Source organism: Veillonella sp. R32 (assembly GCF_010093125.1).
Lineage (GTDB): Bacteria > Bacillota > Negativicutes > Veillonellales > Veillonellaceae > Veillonella_A.
On sequence record NZ_NMZQ01000022.1, the window covers coordinates 38,568 to 53,463 of the forward strand.

General features: G+C 41.2%; 11 protein-coding genes. 10 read left to right on the forward strand and 1 reads right to left on the reverse strand.

The window, feature by feature from the left end; translation table 11 throughout:
- Positions 1–55: 55 nt before the first annotated feature.
- Positions 56–1,237 carry an MFS transporter gene (locus VER_RS05480; protein ID WP_162099873.1) on the reverse strand — a complete coding sequence of 394 codons (1,182 nt, stop codon included), beginning with the start codon at positions 1,235–1,237 and terminating at the stop codon, positions 56–58.
- 202 nt (positions 1,238–1,439) lie between these two features.
- Here VER_RS05480 and VER_RS05485 point away from each other — a divergent pair, with 202 nt between their 5' ends.
- The 10 genes from VER_RS05485 to VER_RS05530 all read left to right on the forward strand — a co-directional run bounded on the left by VER_RS05485 (position 1,440) and on the right by VER_RS05530 (position 14,888).
- Complete coding sequence (locus VER_RS05485) at positions 1,440–3,485, forward strand: prolyl oligopeptidase family serine peptidase (protein WP_162099874.1); 2,046 nt, start codon at positions 1,440–1,442, stop codon at positions 3,483–3,485.
- A gap of 371 nt (positions 3,486–3,856) precedes the next feature.
- Positions 3,857–6,688: an isoleucine--tRNA ligase gene (gene ileS / locus VER_RS05490; protein WP_162099875.1), complete on the forward strand. Its 2,832-nt coding sequence runs from the start codon at positions 3,857–3,859 to the stop codon at positions 6,686–6,688.
- A 428-nt stretch (positions 6,689–7,116) separates the two neighbouring features.
- Positions 7,117–8,079, forward strand: a complete 963-nt coding sequence (locus VER_RS05495; RefSeq protein ID WP_162099876.1) for a Cof-type HAD-IIB family hydrolase — start codon at positions 7,117–7,119, stop codon at positions 8,077–8,079.
- Positions 8,080–8,099: 20 nt separating this feature from the next.
- Positions 8,100–8,309 carry a 4Fe-4S dicluster domain-containing protein gene (locus VER_RS05500; RefSeq protein WP_162099877.1) on the forward strand — a complete coding sequence of 70 codons (210 nt, stop codon included), beginning with the start codon at positions 8,100–8,102 and terminating at the stop codon, positions 8,307–8,309.
- 627 nt (positions 8,310–8,936) lie between these two features.
- The gene (locus VER_RS05505; RefSeq protein ID WP_202922137.1) at positions 8,937–10,040 is read left to right on the forward strand and encodes an iron ABC transporter permease; all 1,104 of its coding nucleotides are present in this window, start codon (positions 8,937–8,939) and stop codon (positions 10,038–10,040) included.
- 9 nt (positions 10,041–10,049) lie between these two features.
- A complete protein-coding gene (locus VER_RS05510; protein ID WP_162099878.1) occupies positions 10,050–10,895 on the forward strand; it encodes an ABC transporter ATP-binding protein in 846 nt (281 codons plus the stop codon).
- Positions 10,892–11,923, forward strand: a complete 1,032-nt coding sequence (locus VER_RS05515; protein WP_162099879.1) for an ABC transporter substrate-binding protein — start codon at positions 10,892–10,894, stop codon at positions 11,921–11,923. Before VER_RS05510 ends, VER_RS05515 begins: the two co-directional genes overlap by 4 nt.
- On the forward strand, positions 11,920–13,830 hold the full coding sequence (locus VER_RS05520; protein ID WP_162099880.1) for a TonB-dependent siderophore receptor: 1,911 nt from the start codon (positions 11,920–11,922) through the stop codon (positions 13,828–13,830). Before VER_RS05515 ends, VER_RS05520 begins: the two co-directional genes overlap by 4 nt.
- A gap of 31 nt (positions 13,831–13,861) precedes the next feature.
- Entirely contained in the window at positions 13,862–14,491 is a 630-nt protein-coding gene (locus VER_RS05525) for a MotA/TolQ/ExbB proton channel family protein (protein WP_162099881.1), read from the forward strand.
- On the forward strand, positions 14,481–14,888 hold the full coding sequence (locus VER_RS05530) for a biopolymer transporter ExbD (RefSeq protein WP_162099882.1): 408 nt from the start codon (positions 14,481–14,483) through the stop codon (positions 14,886–14,888). Before VER_RS05525 ends, VER_RS05530 begins: the two co-directional genes overlap by 11 nt.
- Positions 14,889–14,896 lie beyond the last annotated feature (8 nt).

The window sequence follows — 14,896 nt, forward strand, 5'->3', positions numbered from 1 at the left end:
AGGGAGTATAGGATGTATAGAGTATAGGCCAGTAATTAGGAGGAGGGGTTTTCGCTTAGGCCTTTAGTTTGGTATATACCCAAAGGGCGTTTAACAAGAAGAGTAGACCTGTACCCCAGAAGAGGGCGGTAAAACCGAATTTACCCATAAAGAGAGCACCACCAACGGAGCCCATAAAATAGCCTAAAAATTGTGTAGTCTGATTATAGGAGAAAACTTGGCCCGATAAATTTTTAGGTGAATGGGAGGAGATATAGGTGTTGAGGGAAGGCAATAAACCAGCTAAACCAAGGCCTGTTAGGAATCGTAATATGCCTAGTTGCCAAGCCGTTGTTACATAGGCTTGGGGGATGGTCATAATCGCCGTATAGACTAGCGAGCCAATTAGGATGCGCCGTGGTCCAATGCGATCAATCCATTTGCCCATATAGGAACTACTAAGCATTTGTGCAAAACCAGTAGAGGCAAAGACAGCCCCAGCAATTAATGCTAAATGTGGTGTGTGAGGGGGCATGATTTCATTTAAGTAAACAGTAATAATTGGTTGTAATGACATGATGGACAGGGCGTAGATAAAGGTTGATGCAGCAACGATAAAGAGTTCATGTAAATGAGGCAGGCGATTGCATAATTCTTTAAAGCTATGAGGGACACTGTCTGGTTGTGGTTCAAAGGATTCATGAACGAGGAAGAAGATGAGCAAGAACGCTGAACCTAGGCAACAAGCGACGATAAAAAAGGTGGCGCGAATGCCGAAGATACCTGCAAGATAACCCCCGATAAGTGGGCCTAGGAGAGATCCTGCCAAATTGGAGGAGGCTAATACTGATAGGGCCCAGCCTGTTTTATTTTCTGGCGTTTCAGAAGCCACGAGCGTAACGGACGCGGAGAAGAAGCCTGATACAAGGCCTTGAATGAAGCGGACTAGTACTAGTTGTTCCGGTGTTTGGACGAAGCAAATTAAAAGATTACAAAGCATCATACCAAAGCTGGCTCGTAGCAAAGAGATTTTACGCCCTTTACGATCAGCTAGGCGTCCCCAAAAAGGAGATACAAAAGCGACCACTAAATAGGTTACGCCCATGGCTAAACCTGACCAATAGGCCACTTCCGTAGTAGCTGTTACGCCCATATCATGTAAATAGAGTGGTAAGAGTGGCGCCAGTTGACTCATGCCGAGAGCCGATAAAAAAGCACCAAAGAAACAGATGTAGTCTGTGCGTTGCCAGGCGGGCATAGGTGTCCTCCTTTAAGTGATAGTTAGAAATTTATAGTCATTTATAGTTGTTTTTAATAATAATATATGACTTCATTATACTCTTTTTTTATAAATTGTACATGTTGTACAAAATGAGAATTTTTATTAAAACTTCATTATTGTTTGATATAGTTGGAATTAATTAATAAGGTCTTCATTTTATAAATTAAGGGGTGTTTCTATGAAACGATATGTTCTTTCTTTCCTAATCTCCAGTGCCTTAGCTTTACCAGTAGGTGGTGTAGTATGGGCTAATGAGGGGGCAGTACCTATTATGACTACGGTAGCGGCAGGGACTCAAGTTGCTAAGGCGAACCAGGTAGCAGCGAATGGTGTGCCTATTGTGTCGGCGCAAGTGACGGCTATGCCAGCGGCGACACAAGTGGTACAAGGTGATTCTGTAGTTAAGTCTGTTACGACGATTCCTGAAGTATTTGGTGATGGTGAGAAAGTAGCGGCCGTCGCCTTAGAATTTCCTAAAGCCATTGATGTAAAGACCTTGAACGTTAATGATTTTACTGTAGAAGATAACACCATTGCTAAGGTGTATACCAATTATCGTCCAGCTACTTCTTGGAAAACAGATGGTGAAATCGGGCGATTTGTTATTTTAGAATTAAATCAAACGAATACCGTTCCTTTTGAACAAGGCCAAAAGGAGTCAAATCGTGATACAGCCAATACTAATGAAGGTCAGAATGAACCTCAAAAGGCTAGCCCTGGGGCAGCAGGTCCCGTTTCAGAACCAGGCATGATAATGCATAGTGACAAAGCCTTGCCTGATTTAAACGTAGTTATTGAGCAAACAGGATCTGTTACAGCTTTAGATGGTACTGTATATCCAGCCAATACGACTGTACTCAAGCAAACCGCACAATTAGAAAGTGTAGTTGATCAGTTTACCTTACATTCTTATACCGATGCTGAAACGGGGGCCACCATTCAATATAATGTCTTTTTGCCAAAAGATTATGATGCTACAAAGTCATATCCTTTGTATTTCTTTGTAGCTGATGCATCAGCCAATAATAACTATCCAACGACACCTTTATATCAAGGCAATGGGGCCACTATTTTTGCTAGTGAAGCTGAGCAGGCTAAACATGAAGCCATTATTGTGGCTCCACAATATACGGATGAATTAGTAAATTCCATTGGCATGCTTACAACTGATGAAAACAAATGGACCACAGGTCTGACTTTAGTGACGAATTTATTACATAAAGTCATTGCTGAATACCCTGTAGATAGGGACCGCATTTATGGGGCGGGCCAGTCTCAAGGGGGGATGACAAACATTGCTATTAGCGATCGCTATCCTGATTTATTTGCCGCGCAGTGGTTGGTAGCTTGCCAATGGAATGTAGAAGAAATGAAGGCTCTTAAAGATAAAAAATTATGGATTGTCGTTTCAGAAGGCGATAACAAGGCAAAACCAGCTATGGATGAAGCCACTAAGAATTGGGAAGCGTTGGGTACTAAGGTAGCGCGTAGTGACATGTGGGATAGTCATGCTACAGGCGCACAATTTGCTGATTTAGTGAAAGCTATGGAAGCGCAACAAGCACCGATAAATTACACTGTCTTTGAAGGCGGCAATCACATGTATACTTGGTCCGTAGCCTATAATATTGAAGGCATTCGTGACTGGTTGTTTGCCCAAACTAAGTCTGGTAAACCAGTTGCTGAAACGGAATCTGGTCGTTATATGGTCACGGTTGCAGCTAATAAAGCTAGTCGTGACACCACACGGGCGCAGATGAAGGCCGGGATAGCGGCTTTGTCTGGCGAAACGGGGCCGGTAAATTATAAAGAGGCTTGGCAATCGTTTAAAGCAGCTGCTAAGGCTAAGGATATGAAAGCCAATCGCTATTTAGGTTTTATGACTGAACAGGGACTATATGGTTCCAAAGATAGTAAAAAAGCGTTCCATTATTATCTAAAAGCAGCCGTTGCTGGTGATATTACAAGCATGGCTAAGGTAGGTTCTTTGTATGAAACGGGCGAAGGGGTAGCTGTGGATTATAAGGCGGCGTATACTTGGTATGAAAAAGCAGCGCAACAGGATACTATTATTGGAGCTCCTGGGCTAACTGGCTTAGGTAGCTTGTATGAACATGGCCGCGGGGTTGTGAAAGACGAAAATAAAGCACGTGCCTATTATGAACAAGCTGCTGCGTTAGGTGATCGACTAGCGATTTTGTGGTTGCAACGTCATAGTAAGTAAATTTTATGACACCAATAATCATAAACCTACTTGACAAAACGAAATCCCTTCTCTATACTCTATCTATAACAAAAGTTACTATGAGTTGGTCAACTGTCCTTGACAGTAAGACTTCTTTCAATAACTGTATATGACATGCGATGACGAAGACGGTCATTTCGGGTAGTTCTCAGCGAGCTGATGTATGGTGTGAGTTCAGCGAATGAAGAGATGACGAATCACTTGGGAGCATATAAATGTTAAATTTATCGGTGAGCACCGTTATATGCGTGAGTGGCTCTGTATAGAGTCAGTAGGGTGGTACCACGGACTTATAGCGTTCGTCCCTTCGGGGACGAGCGCTTTTTTTATTAGTTGAGAGGAGAGTTTATATGGATTACGGTAAAACATTACATTTGCCTGCTACAGAATTTCCAATGCGCGGGAACTTACCAAAACGAGAACCAGAATATTTGAAATATTGGGAAGATAATAAAATTTATGAAAAACGCTTAGAATTGCGCAAAGGGAATAAGCCGTTTGTATTGCATGATGGCCCTCCATACGCTAATGGTAAACTTCATATTGGCCATGCCCTTAATAAAACATTAAAAGATATTATCATGAAATATAAAACTATGCAGGGATATTACACCCCGTATATTCCTGGTTGGGATACGCATGGTTTGCCAATTGAACATGCTGTTATTAAAAATACAGGTCTTAATCGCCATGAAATGAGTCCTCTGGATTTACGTGCTAAATGTAAAGAATATGCGTTGCAGTGCGTAGAAGATCAAAAGAAAGACTTTATTCGTTTTGGTGTACTTGGGCGTTTTGAAGATCCTTATTTGACATTAAAACCAGCTTTTGAAGTTAAACAACTTGGCATCTTTGGGGAAATGGCTAAGCGTGGTCATATCTACAAAGGGTTAAAAACAGTATACTGGTGTACTCATTGTGAAACAGCGTTGGCTGAAGCGGAAATTGAATATAAAGAAAAGAAATCCTTCTCTATTTATGTAAAATATGCGTATGTTAATGAATTAAAACGTACATTACCAGCTGATGTAGATACTAAAAAAGCCTACGCTGTTATTTGGACAACTACACCTTGGACATTGCCAGCATCTCAAGCAATTTCTGTGAACCCTGAATTAGAATATTCTTGGGTACAAGTGGGTGAAGAATACTACTTGATGGCTACTGATTTGGTAGCTAATGCATTAAAAGATGCTCAAGTAGCAGATTATACTGTACTTAATACCTTCTCTGGGGCGGATTTAGAATTAGCTACTTTTAAACATCCATTCATCGAACGGGAAGTGCCCGTATTCTTAGGTGACCATGTAACGCTTGAAGCTGGTACTGGTTGCGTTCATACGGCGCCAGCTCACGGCGAAGAAGACTTTGGTGTATATCAAACGTATAAAAAAGCCGGTAAAGTTGATTTTGAAATCACTTCCTTTGTTGATCCAACGGGTACTTATGTAAGTGCGGTAGATAATGGCCGTTATGGTGACACGGAAGAAGCCTTAGCCGGTAAAGAAATTCATGAGGCAGAAGTGCCTATCTTGAAAATTGTAGCTCATAATGGTGCGTTACTTCATAAAGGTACACTTCGTCATCAATATGCGCATTGCTGGCGTTGTAAGAATCCTGTTATCTATCGTGCTACGGAACAGTGGTTCTCATCTGTTGATGGCTATCGCAAAGAAGCCCTTGATGTAATCGACAATCAAGTACAGTGGATTCCTAAATGGGGTCATGACCGTATTTATAATATGATTGCTGATCGTGGGGATTGGTGTGTATCCCGTCAACGTGTTTGGGGTGTGCCAATTCCAGTATTCTACTGTAAATCTTGTGGTGACTATGTCATCAATGATGATACTATCAAATCGGTTCAAGCTTGGGTTGCTAAAGAAGGCTCCGATGCTTGGTGGAATCATACAGAAAAAGAATTATTGCCAGAGGGTTTCACCTGCCCTCATTGTGGTCATGATGAATTCCGCAAAGAAACAGACATCATGGACGTTTGGTTCGATAGTGGTTCTTCTTGGGCTGGTGTACTTGAAAACGAAGGCCTTGATGTACCATGTGCTATGTACCTTGAAGGGTCTGACCAACATCGTGGCTGGTTTAACTCTTCCTTATTAACTGGCGTTGCGACTACAGGCAAAGCACCATATAACTCTGTACTAACTCACGGTTTCGTAGTGGACGGGGAAGGCCGTAAAATGTCTAAATCCGTTGGTAATACAGTGGCACCATCTGACATCATTGATGTTTATGGGGCTGATGTAATGCGTCTTTGGGTATCTTCAGCTGATTACCAAGGTGACGTGCGTTTGTCTAAAGACATCGTAAAACAGTTATCCGAAGTATATCGTAAGATTCGTAATACGTTCCGCTTCTTGCTAGGTAACTTGGATGATTTCAATCCAAATACAGACAAAGTTTCCTATGATCAATTGTCTGAAATTGATAAATGGGCGCTCCTTCGCTTAGAAGAAGTTCGTCGTAAAGTTACGGAAGCCTATGAAAACTATGAATTCCATATTTTATATCATACGATTCACAACTTCTGCACCGTTGATTTAAGTTCGTTCTACTTAGACGTGTTAAAAGATACGATGTATGCAGAAGAAGCGACTTCGGTAGCTCGTCGTAGTGCCCAAACAGCTATGTATGAAATTGTTACAACCTTAGTTCGTATGGTGGCACCAGTGCTTTCCTTTACAGCGGAAGAAGTATGGCAGTACATGCCTAAAGAAGACGGCATGCGTGAAAGCGTAATGCTTGAAGATTGGCCTACAGGTAATGAAGCTCATTATGATGCTGCATTGGCTGAAAAATGGAACCACGTATTAGCTTTGCGTGGGGAATTAACGAAAGCCCTTGAAACAGCACGTCAAGATAAAGTTATCGGTCATTCTTTGGATGCTTCGATTACGGTATATGCCGATGGCGCTGCTTATGAAACGTTAGCACAAGTGAAAGATTTAGCGGCTTTACTTATCGTAAGTGAAGCACACTTGGTAGAAGGTCGTGCTAATGCACCAGCTGAAGCGGTGGCTACGGAAGAAGGTCACTTGAGTGTGGTTGTAAAACCAAGTGAATTTGAAAAATGTGAACGTTGCTGGATTCATCGTGATACAGTAGGTAACGATGCAGAACATCCTACCTTGTGTCATCGTTGTGTAGAAGTGTTAAGTAAATAAAACATTTGCCGAAAGATTCTCCTATTAATAGGAGAGCTATACTGTTAGGATAAGAACAAAAAATCCTCCTCTTGCTGCTCAGTTCTAAATCAAAGATTTAGAAAAGTCGCTACAAGAGGAGGATTTTTATTCTTACAACAGATAGTCTTATTAAGGTCGGAGAATCTTTTGGCAGAGTGTTGTTATTTGGGAGGGGAGTCGCGGCAAGAGGACCTAAGGGGGCTTTTGCACTCGAATATAACGGCATTAAAGAGAAATCTTTATAAGTATTTATAGGGGATCTGTGAGGGAGAGAAAAGTCGCGGGGCTAATGGTCTTTTGCTTTCATATGTTATAATAGATTTATATAAATAAATCTATTTTCTTGGTTGCAGTAAGCGAAAGTTAGGGCAATTAGGAAGGGTATTTATTAGGCAATGGAGATGACTATGACAGAAAAAATAAATTCCATAAATGTAGAGGATCAAGCGGCTGTGTTTGAGGTAGCTGCTAAAGCTAGTCATACGGCTAGTTTGCCAACAAAATCGGCGGATTTACAATTAAAGAAGCCTATTAAATTAATTGTTTCAGATGTAGATGGTACCTTAGTGGATACGCACAAGCATGTAAGTGATGAAACGGTGGCGGCTGTGAAAGCCGCTATAGAGGCTGGTGTGACGGTAGCGGTAGCGAGCGGCCGTGCTTGGGGGGAAATGGGTGAGGTGATTCATCGCATCCCTGAGATTCAGCATTATATTTGCAGTAATGGTGCCGTTGTATTTGAGCAACAGGGTGGGGACACAACCACTGTGTTTCATCAGTCGTTTAGCAATGCAGAAGGGTTACGGTTGTTGGATGAATTAAGGCCTTTTGATGTATATATTGAAGCTTATGGTGGTAAAGATATTTATGGTGAAACGGAAGGCATGTTAGAGTTTGCTAGTAATTTACCACCTCATTTGGTGCCGCTTATGAAAGCGAGTCGTACGATGGTGTCTAATTTACGTGAGCATATAGTAAAAACGGGCATGGACTTAGAAAAAATTCAATTATTTTATGGAACCGAAGCTAAAAAAGAAGCTATTTTAGATCATTTTAAAGGCGATCATCGCTTTGTCATCATTCAATCTAGTGAAGGCAATCTTGAGTTTGTACAGCCAGGGATTAGCAAAGGCCGTGCGGTAGCGGCATTGGCAGATTCTCTAGGCCTTACGGCTGATGAAGTGATGACTATTGGTGACAGTAATAATGATTTGACCATGCTAGCCTATGGTGGTATTTCCTTTGCCATGATGAATGGGGAAGCAACGGCTAAGGCTACTGCTAAATGGTTAGCCCCTTCGAACGATGAACAGGGGGTAGCACAAATGATTCGTTTAGTATTGGCAGCAGAGGAGCAGCAAGCCATATAGTATGGCTTGCTAAATAGAAGATGGCAAATACTCACTTTAGGACGCTAACATTTGTAATTGATGGGCAGCGCTGTGTGAAATGTGGTGCCTGTGCGTTAGATTGTCCAGTACAGATTATTTCTGAAAAAACATTACAATTTTTTATTGGCCCCGGCTGTATTGGTTGTGGTGATTGTTATGAAATTTGTCCAGTGGGGGCTATTAAAAAGCAGCAAGTAGATGATATATAATTATCAATAGCTATTTGCTGCTTTTGATATTTTTTATCAATATATAACGAAGTAAGTTGGTAGCAGATTTTAATTTGTGTATTCCTACTATACACCAAGACAAAGGCTGTAAAATAAAGGATGTATAGTTAAGAATACATAGTCATACATTTTCTGTCTTATTGGATTATATTTTAAAAAAACTGAGAGTAACTGTAATTATAGATATTTAAAGTTTTTATAAAAATACATGTAAATTGCATATAAACTAAAAAATACTATTTGAATATCCTATGAAAAACAGGGGGCAAACTTGAAAAATGAGAGTATATATAGCTTCATGGGTGGATTTTTTATCATAATGATGTTGACAGCTACTATTATTTTTTATAAAATATTTGAAGAAATAGAAGAAATTCTTCTCAATTTCCAAATTATAATATACAAAATATAAGTATGCTAAGTAGCATAGGACAATGTAATATTTGTAGCCAAAAATTTGGCCTCTTTCGACAAGGTTAGCACTGCGCAACGATTTCAGTAGGGCTTAAGCAAGCTCGGGTAGTTAGCACAATATACGTGTTATATGAAATCAGGGACGTATTCTGTTGACCTGTTTTTATGTCATAAGCGAAATGAGGGTAGTTGATGAATGACGTTGAAATAATGACGCGTCAACAACGCCTGCAAGAGTTACAAACCGCTACGAAGCATCGCACTGAAACATTGGGCAGTTGGGCCGTACCGGTTCTGACTGCCTTTTTAATTTGCGCAATTATAGCTGCTATTGCGTTAGGAAGTGTAACTATACCTGCAGGCCATGTGTTGGCGGTGATTAGCGGCAAAGTAATGCATACGCCCATACCCGATGCGGTAGGGCCGGCGATGACCGATATTGTGTGGGATATTCGTATTCCGCGAGTAATTTTGGCGGCTTTAGTAGGAGCTGGACTGGCTCTATCGGGAGCGGTTATGCAAGCAGCGGTGCAAAATCCATTGGCTGAGCCTTTTATTTTGGGGATTGCATCGGGGGCGTCGGTAGGCGCCGTTATGGCTATATTATTAGGCTTCTTATTAGGTGCTGCTAATGTGGGCGTGCCTATTTGGGCCTTTGGTGGTGCCATTGTAGCTACGCTGGCCGTTATGGCGTTAGCGGGGATGGGACGCCGTATTTCTACAGTAAAACTTGTATTAGCTGGGGCGGTAGTGAGTGCGCTATGCACGGCGCTGTCTAATTTTGTGATTTATATGGCTGGTGATGCAGAAGGCATGCAAAGCGCAGCCTTTTGGACCATGGGATCCTTGGCGGATGCTAAGTGGTCTATGTTATTGTGGCCGACGCTAGTAGTAAGTGGTATGACAATTTATTTTTTATCGCAAGTAAGGGCGCTAGATGCGTTGTTGCTGGGTGAAGAGATGGCGATTACCTTAGGTATCCATGCGACTCGCAAACGATATATATATATGGCATGTATGGCTTTGCTTACAGGTGTGCTCGTTTCACAATGTGGCATTATTGGCTTTGTAGGTCTGGTAATTCCTCATATGTCACGGGCTTTGGTAGGAGTTGGTCATAAACGGTTGTTGCCAGTCGTTGCCTTAGGCGGTGCTATATTTCTAGTGTTAGCTGACTTGTTGTCTCGGGTGTTATTGCCTGCCGGTGATTTGCCAATTGGTATTTTGACGGCCCTTATGGGAGCGCCTTTATTTATGAAACTCCTATTTGGTTCAAGTCGTAATTTTGGTGGTTAGGAGGTATCTATGAAAGAGATTGTAGTAGAGAACCTCTCCTATGAGATAGGTGATGCACAAATTTTAAATCACTTATCGCTAACCATTCCCGCCAATAAATTTGTTGGTCTTATGGGTCCTAATGGTTGTGGTAAGTCCACTTTGTTAAAACATTTATATCGCGTTATCCCGATACAAGCAGGTACGATCCGTTTTGATGAAACGCCGTTAGATACCATTCCTTTACGGGAAGCGGCCAAGCGCATTGGCGTAATGGGGCAGTTTCACAGTATTAATTTTGATTTTACTGTCTGGCAAATTGTAATGATGGGGCGAACTCCTTACAAACAAGGGTTTGATGAGGATACGGAAGAAGATGTGACCTTAGCCATGGAAGCCCTTCGAAAAGTGGGTATGTGGGATAGAGCTCATCGAAGTTTTGCCTCTTTATCTGGTGGTGAACAGCAACGCGTTATGTTAGCGCGTGTTCTTTGCCAAGAGCCAGAGTATTTGATTTTGGATGAACCAACGAACCATCTAGATATTACCTATCAGCTGGAGCTGTTGGAAGTCATAAAAGGGTTAGGTGTTGGTGTGATAGCCGCACTTCATGATTTAAATTTGGCCTCTTTATTCTGTGATGAATTATTTATTATGAAACGAGGTCAATTAGTAGCCCAAGGCACACCCCGTGACATTGTGCATGAAGCACTGATTCGTGAGGTATACGAAGTAGCGAGTGTAGTGTCCTATCACGAAGATGGCACCCCTATGGTGACCTATGAAAGGCAGCCACGGCGTCAGACTCGTTTAGGGGCATTTCACCAGAGCGATGCATCGGGGCTAGGACTAAGCCGTACTGGTGATAGCCTATGATAAGCACTTGGGAACGGTGGAGTCGGCGTTGTATAGGGGCTATTCTGTTAGCTATAATGCTTCTTATTGCCTGGTTTGCTTATACAAATGGGCATTGGCATATTGTAGGAGATAGCGATGAGAGTCAAACGGGGATTACGATACAAAATGTAGATAGTGATGGACATTCTATGCGTTTCACCTACGCAGCGCCACCTAAGCGCGTTATTGTAACGTATCCTGGAGCGACGGAGTTATTGATCGATTTAGGATTAGCGGACCGCATTGTAGGAACGGTGGCTCCCTATGGGGAAGAGCTAGCGCGGTATCGTGACATATATAGCAAGTTACCATTAATTACTAATAGCTATGTGCCTAGTCGCGAACAAGTATTGGCGATGCAACCTGATGTATTAATGGGGTGGTCGCATCATTTTACACCAGCTGCATTAGGTGATGTACGGCAGTGGTATGAAAGAGATATTGGTGTATATATTGTGCCAGCTACGATTCGTAAGAATCAGCCCACCTTAGAGAGTGCAATTTATCCCTTTATTGATGATATGGGACGTTTGTTTCAAGTCCCTCAGAAGGCAAGTGCCTATAAAGCAGAGTTACAACAGCGAGTGCAAGCGGTGACTCAGCGAGTAAATAGTTGGACCTATAAGCCGAGTGTTATTATTTTACAAGCTCACGGGCATAGTACCTATAGCTTATATGGACCAGTGTATCTCGTAGATGACATCGTAAAAAAAGCAGGTGGTCATAATTTGACGAACCGACAGATTTCGATGGTAGGGCCTGAGCGTGTGTTGGCCTTTGACCCTGATGTAATTGTGTATGTGACTGTGAGCCAAGGAAATCGTACATTGAGTGATGCAGAAGCTATCACTGAATTAAAAGCGGATCCAAATTTGCGCAATATGCGAGCCATTCAAGGAGGGCGTATTATAGCAGTGCCCTTTGCCGATGTGAATAATGGTAACGGTCGTGTGGTGGATGCCTTAGAGAAAATTGCTCAAGGCTTTGAGGAGGAACAAAATAAATGAAATTTACTCATCGCAGTACAGTAAGTAAAGCAGTATTAACCGCTTTAGTGGTAAGTGCTACCAGTGGTAGTGTGTGGGCTGCTAATTACGATGAAGCAAATTTACAAGATTTAGGTAAAGTCGTATTGGTAACGGCTAGTCGTCTGTCAGAAGAAAAAGTGGATGTACCGGCTGATACGACGGTTATTACAGCAAAAGATATTGAGCAAGGAAATTATAATAGCGTATCTAATGCGTTAAAAGCGAATAATGTCACGGTTGTGCAGAAAGGCTTCGCATCGTACCCAGAGCTTAATGGTGATACCCGTGTGCTTGTTATGGTAAATGGTCGTCGTATGAATTGGGATCATTTAATTGTATCAGGTGACAATAATGCCATTGATATTGATCAATTTCCTGTAGAAAATATTGAACGAATTGAGGTAGTAAAAGGACCTAATTCTGCTTTATATGGTGAACGGGCGGTAGCTGGGGTTATTAATATTATTACCAAAGAAGGCACTATGGGGCAGAAAACCACAGCAAAAGCTGAAGTAGGCAGCTGGGGGTATTGGAGGACTGGCATTACCACTCAAGGTGGCGATGAAAAGAATGCATATTTTGTATCATATAGCAAACAGCGTCAAGATAATTATCACTATAAGGCGGCTAATGGCAATTCCTATGAATTCCCTGATAGTTCCATCAATCGTGATAATGTAACAGCTCGTTATGATCATTATTTTGATGATGACCGCATGACTGTTGATTTTTCTTACAGTCATCGTAAGGATGGGTTTGGTATTTATTTGAGTAATCCATTAAATGGGACCGCTTATGGCGCTGGAATGAAGAGTAAAACTACAGATATGAGTTATGGTGTTACCTATAACTTTGGTTCTGACTCTGGGAGTTTTGTTCGAGCATACCGCAATACTGAAAAAGCAAATGCACCTTTTGCAGGCACGCCATATGAACATGATTTATCTATGCTTGGTTTAGAAGGACAAAAAACATGGAAACTTGGTGACCATACATTAATTAGTGGTGTTAGCTATAACAAAGAAAAAATTGATGAAACTAATGATGGTGTAGGCTTCAATAAGAGCACAGATAATGAAGCTGTATTTATTGAAGATAAATGGGAATTAGGTCAAGGCTGGACCGCTAACCTTGGTACTCGTTATGAACACCATGATATTTTTGGTGGTGAATTTGCTTCCCATATTGGTTTAAATAAGAAATTAGATGAAAATACACATGCCTATATTTCTTGGGGCCAAGCTGTTAATAATCCTACATTAAAAATGTTATATGCTAATTCCCCATACTGGCTTGGTAATCCTGATTTAAAACAAGAAAAATCACATACCGTAACATTAGGTGTTGATAGTCAAGTAAATGATCGTTTATTAGTATCTGCTAGTATCTATGAAAGCCGTTTAAAAGATGCTTTGGATTGGGAGTGGAATAATAGCATTAGTAAAACTGTTTATTACAATATTAATAAAGAAAAGCGTCAAGGCCTAAATTTAAGTGCTACTTATAAATTAGATGATGCATGGAAGGTACGTGCTTCTTATAATTTCCTTCGCCAAAAAATTGATGAAGGTAGCGGTATGACAAATGATTTAAAGAACCGTCATCCAAATAGTTATGGATTAGAACTTTCTTATGAAAAGAATCGTTGGTATGTATCTAATGATTTTAGATATGTAACAGGTCGTTCAACAGCTTATTATACTGATTCCTCTTACTTTACTTGGAATTTGAACGTAAGCTATAAGATTAATGAGTCTACTAAGGTATATGCACAAGGGCTTAACTTAACGAATGAATCTTATGAAGTAGAACCTTATAGCACACCAATCGGTGCGTATGCTATGGCAGAACGTCATTATGTTGTTGGCGTAGAACATACCTTTTAATTAGTTTTTTAGAAGAAAGAAGGAGACTGGTATGGAACTTTTAGAATTATTTCACCAAGGTGGGTTAGTCATGTACCCCCTATTACTTTGCTCAATCATTGCGATTGCTATTTTAGTGGAGCGTGTGCGCACCTATAGTGCAGCTAAATCCAATATGGACCGTTTGCGTGAAGAGATTCCCGTATTGGCAGCCGCTAATAATGAAGAAGGGCTAGAAGCCTTATGTGCTGAAGATGGTGGTGTGGCCGCTGAAATGTTGAACGCAGCGATTCGTCGTAAAACTGTTAAATCTAAAAATGCAGCTTTACAAGGGGCTGCCGGTGCCATTGCTGGTCGCCTTCGTTCTCGTTTAAGCTATTTAGAAACTATCGTTACGTTGGCACCATTACTTGGTTTGCTTGGTACGGTAACGGGTATGATTAGCTCCTTTAGTGTATTGTCTGTATCTGATGGTCAGCCATTTGCCATTACCGGTGGTGTTGGTGAAGCCTTAATTGCTACAGCTACGGGCCTTTGTGTGGCTATTGTAGCGTTGGTTATTCATTCGTACTTAGTACATAAGCAAGATGGACTCATTACGGATATGGAAGAAATCGGTAATGTGTATATGAATGCAGCTGTTGGTGTAACAGCTGAAGAAGGTGCATCTAGTGCAAATTAGAAGTCTTCGTACAACCAATAAACCAAAGCTCATGATTATTCCCATGATTGACATTATATTCTTCCTATTAGTGTTTTTCATGATGAGTATGCTTTCTATGGTTGTACAAAAATCGATGCCTGTAAATTTGCCAACGGCTACGTCAAGCTCTGTGGATTTGCAACGTAAAATTCCTATTACGATTACCGCAGATGGCCGAATTTATGTAGAACAAGATTCGTATGCTAATTTAGAAGGCATGGCGCAACGCTTGGAAGCTGAAAAAGCTAAAGGCGGAGACTTAACAATCATTTTACGAGCTGACCAAAAAGCACAATATGGTACATTCGTACAAGTGTTGGATACGTTAAAAAATATGAATCTTAATAAAATTGCAGTCGCTACTGAGAGTAAGTAGGTGATAGT